The sequence below is a fragment of the Beijerinckia sp. L45 genome (assembly GCF_009765775.1).
Taxonomy (GTDB): Bacteria; Pseudomonadota; Alphaproteobacteria; order Rhizobiales; family Beijerinckiaceae; genus RH-AL1.
The window spans coordinates 1,081-3,938 of record NZ_LMUU01000126.1; the positions used below are offsets into that span (position 1 = coordinate 1,081).

Annotated in this window: 3 protein-coding genes; all 3 read left to right on the forward strand. The window is 66.9% G+C overall.

What is annotated here, in order from left to right; genetic code table 11:
• Nucleotides 1-979: exodeoxyribonuclease VII large subunit (locus tag GSQ79_RS29540; protein ID WP_305764620.1), on the forward strand; the 979-nt coding region annotated here is incomplete at its 5' end.
• Between the two features lie 32 nt (nt 980-1,011).
• Nucleotides 1,012-1,227 (forward strand): DUF2093 domain-containing protein, encoded by a 216-nt coding sequence (locus tag GSQ79_RS13350; RefSeq protein WP_158809199.1) that lies wholly within the window; start codon nt 1,012-1,014, stop codon nt 1,225-1,227.
• A 731-nt stretch (nt 1,228-1,958) separates the two neighbouring features.
• Nucleotides 1,959-2,858: PepSY domain-containing protein (locus tag GSQ79_RS13355; RefSeq protein ID WP_174243211.1), on the forward strand; the 900-nt coding region annotated here is incomplete at its 3' end.

Sequence of the window (2,858 nt, forward strand, 5' to 3'; positions counted from 1 at the left end):
GTTCAATGCCCTGCCTGCATCGGGACGTCTGCGCCGCCCCGACGTGATCATCGTCGCCCGCGGCGGCGGCTCGCTGGAAGACCTTTGGGCTTTCAATGAAGAAATCGTGGTGCGCGCCGCCGCGGCCAGCACGATCCCGTTGATCTCGGCGATCGGACACGAGACCGACTGGACGCTGATCGATCACGTCGCCGATCTGCGCGCGCCCACCCCCTCGGGCGCAGCGGAAAAAGTCGTGCCGGTGCGCTCCGATCTCATCGCCAGCCACCTCGATCTCGGCCGCCGCCACCGCGCGGCGGCGTTCCGCCTGCTCGAGCGCCAGCGCGGCGACTGGCGCGCGCTGTGCCGGGTGCTCACCCAGGGCAACACGATCACCGCCGTGCCGCGCCAGCGCCTCGACCGCGTCGACACACGGCTGGCGAGCGCAATGGCGAGCGACCGCGACCGCAACAGGCTTGCCCTCGCCCGCCTCGCCAACCGGCTGGCGCAGCAGGCGCCGCGCACCCGGCTGGCCCGTGCCGACCAGCATCTGAAGGAGCTGGAGCAGCGCATGAAGCATTGTCTCGCCGTCGCCGCGGAACGTCGGGTGCGGCGCCTGGCGCAGGGCAGCCAGCGCCTGCAGACGGCGTTGCTAAGCATCGGCCGGGAGCGCGCGCGCGGACGCACCCGCCTCGACCAGCTCGGCAGCACGATGACCCGCACCTGGAGCGCCGCGATCCAACGCCGCCACGAGGGCGTCGAGCGCTACGGCAAACTCCTCGGCACGCTCGGCTACAAGCAGGTGCTGTCGCGCGGCTTCGCGCTGGTGCGCGATGCCGAAGGCCGGCCGCGCCGCTCGGCGCTCGATATTGCCGCGCCGATGGCGCTCGACATCGAATTCGCCGACGGCCATATTGGCGTGATTACCGCGGAAGGCGCTCCGCCGGCCAGCAAGCGGCCGCGCGCGCCCCGCAAAGCCGAGCAAGCCTCTTTGTTCTAGTCGCCCCGTATCGTCTTCGTCTTGAGCCAACCATGAACCGCATCGATCGAACCCCATCCTCGGCTGGCGAAGCCGTGCTCGACTACCTCGACGGCGAGTTCCGGGTCGTGCGGCCCGGCGCCTTCGTGCGATGCGCCGCGACCGGCCTGCCGATCCCGCTCGAAGAGCTCCGCTACTGGAACGTCGACCTGCAGGAGGCCTATGCCAGCCCCGAAGCCAAGCTCGAGCGCCTCGGGGTGAAGCGGTAGGCCAGGAATCCATCACGCCGCCGGCTGGTTTGTTCCGGCTGCTTCGGATTTGCGATCAAAGCCGCCCGAGCCATCAAGGGGCTTCACCGGGCGCTCGGCACGCCCCGGAATGGGCGCGAGGACATGGTGTGGCCCACGTTCTGTTGGTCGGAAACTCTGGCCCGTGCGGGCCGAGAATGGCTTGACGAATGGCGAACGCCGGCCGATCGCTCGCGTGTCGTCCTTGCAAAATTCGTGACCAACGTGCACGCAAGGCCCGCGGAAAGATTAGATTCATAATAATGAAAAGCTTGCGTCACCGAAGCGACACTTGATTTTAAACCAAACGGTTTTCCTGTTTTCCGACAGACTCGGCTTGTCTTGCCCGGTGCAGCGCACCACAGCGGTCCTTCAAAGCGCAGCGTCTTGCGCGGTACCGCAGAAGAACCCCGTATGCACGCCGACAAGCACGACCGTTCCGCGGGACGTCAACCGTCTCGGGTAATCACCACGCGTCGGGCTCGTCTATCGCCGCGATCGTTCGGCGCCGGGGTGACCTGTGTCGGACGCCGCGACAGCGACCTGAAGGACAGCTTTCTCGTCAGCCGATACACCCGGCCGGATGCTTCGCTGTTCCCCAGCACGATCCGCGTAAGCCTCACGGCGAAGCTATGAGCGCGCGGCGCAATTCCATGCATATGTCTCGAGCGGACGCGGCAAGCGCTGTCGCATAGAAAGATCGGCTCGTTGCGATGATGCGCAAGATTATCTTTCAGCTTCACTGGGCGCTTGGAATCAGCGTCGGGCTCGTGCTCGTGGTCGTGAGCATGACCGGCGTAACGATGGCCTTCGAAGACGAAATCATGCGGGTCTTGAGCCCGGGCATCGTCACCATCGTGCCGCTGAACGGACCCGCGCTTTCACCTGACGCGATCCTCACGCGGGTTCGCGAGCAACAGCCGGCGCGACAAGTCGCGTCGCTGGTGCTGCCCGCGGACCCCGGCAGCGCGGCGCGCGTGCTGTTTGCACGTGATCCCCGCAACGCCGACGAGGATCGGCAGAGCTACGTCGACCCTTACGATGGTCGTCTGCTCGGCCCGGCGACGGGCGCGCATTTCTTTCGAACCGTTCGCGCCCTGCATCGATGGCTGCTCGTGCCCGGCGACGGCAACGGGTTCGGCCGGCAGATCACCGGCGTCGCCGCGATCGGCCTGGTGTATTTCGCATTGTCCGGTTTGTGGATGCGCTGGCCACGCCGGCCCCTCGATTGGCGGCAATGGTTTGTGATCGACCTGACGCGATCGGGCCGAAGCCTCTACCGATCGCTTCACGTCGTGATCGGAAGCTGGGTCGTGGTGTTCTACCTGCTGAGTGGCCTGAGCGGCCTGTGGTGGTCATACGACTGGTACAAGTCCGGCGTCACATGGCTGTTGACCGGCGAATCCGTAGCCGCGCCGGACTCCGCCGCGGCCCGCACGGACGGGACCAAAGGCGCGGAGGCCAGTGCGTCCAAGGCACGGCCGGAGGCGCATGTCGACGCCTTCGCCAAGGCGCTGGCGGCGGTACGCCAGGCGAGCGGCGCCTATAGCGAGGTCGTCTTCATCATTCCCAAGGGCGCCAAGCCGATCCGCGTCCGCGTCCTTCCCTCCGAC